The following is a 1,231-nucleotide window of genomic DNA, read 5'->3' on the forward strand; positions in this document are numbered from 1 at the left end:
CACCGCGAGCCCGGCATCGTCGGCGCGGCCCTGGCCCACGCCAAATACGCCGAGTTGATTCCCGACCTGCTGCACGTGCACCCCGGTGCCATGCGCGTGGCGCTGCGCTCGATCCCGTGCCTGTACTGCGTCACCGATTCCACCGCCGCCGCCGGCATGCCCGACGGCGAATACAAGCTGGGCAGCCACACCGTGACCAAGTGCCTGGGCGGCGTCCGCCTGGCCGATGGAACGCTGGCCGGCAGCACCCTGACCATGGACCAGGCGTTGCGCAACCTGGTGAAGATCGGCCTGCCGATCAGCGAAGCCTCACAACGCCTGTCGCAATTTCCTGCGGACTACCTGGGCCTCGAAGAACGCGGTCGCCTGCAACCCGGCAGCTTTGCCGACTGCGTGCGCCTGGACCGCTCCCTGCACCTCACCGACGTAATGGTCGAAGGAGAAACCATTGACTTCAAAAATGCTTGAAGAGGCCCTGGCCTCCTGTGAGGCCGTCGAGGCTCAACTGCAACGCCTGGACCCGCTGCTGGTGGAAGTCGCCGGCCGCCTGCGTCGCCAGCCACCGCAAGTGGCGATGACCATCGCCCGTGGCAGCTCGGACCACGCCGCCAGTTACTTCGCCTACCTGACTATGCAACATCTGGGGATTCCGGTGGCGTCGCTGCCGATGTCGGTGGTGACCATGCTGCAATCGCCGCTCAAGGTCAGCGGGCAAGTGGCGTTCGGTTTCTCCCAGTCGGGACAGAGCCCGGACCTGGTCAACAGCCTGCGCCTGTTGCGCAAGCGCGGTGCCTTGAGCATCTCGATGGTCAACGCCGAAGACTCGCCACTGGAAGCCGCCTGCGAATTTCATGTGCCGCTGTGCGCCGGGCCGGAACGCAGCGTCGCCGCCACCAAAAGCTTTATCGCGACCCTGAGCGCCAGCGCCCAGCTGATCGGCCACTGGAATCAGGAAGACGAGTTGCTCCAAGCCTGTAAGGCACTGCCCGAAGGTTTGCGTGAAGCCGCCAGGCAAGATTGGAGCCTGGCCATCGACGCCCTGCGCGACTGCCAGCAACTGATGGTGATCGGCCGTGGCGCCGGTTTTGCCATTGCCCAGGAAGCCGCGCTCAAGCTCAAGGAAACCTCGGCGATCCAGGCCGAAGCCTTCAGCAGCGCCGAAGTGCGCCATGGCCCGATGGCCCTGATCGATGACAACTACCCGCTGCTGGTCTTCGCCCCACGCGGCGCC

General features: G+C 65.6%; 1 protein-coding gene and 1 pseudogene. Both read left to right on the forward strand.

The annotated features are described in order from the left end of the window. Positions 1 to 468 (forward strand): annotated as a pseudogene (locus HX846_RS38205) (N-acetylglucosamine-6-phosphate deacetylase); the annotation flags it as partial. Beyond that, a partial coding sequence (locus tag HX846_RS38210) for an SIS domain-containing protein (RefSeq protein WP_178967579.1) occupies positions 461 to 1,231 on the forward strand: 771 nt, incomplete at its 3' end. The pseudogene HX846_RS38205 and the gene HX846_RS38210, both read left to right, overlap by 8 nt.

The sequence above is a fragment of the Pseudomonas sp. K5002 genome, from assembly GCF_013386655.1.
In the GTDB taxonomy this organism is placed as follows: Bacteria; Pseudomonadota; Gammaproteobacteria; order Pseudomonadales; family Pseudomonadaceae; genus Aquipseudomonas.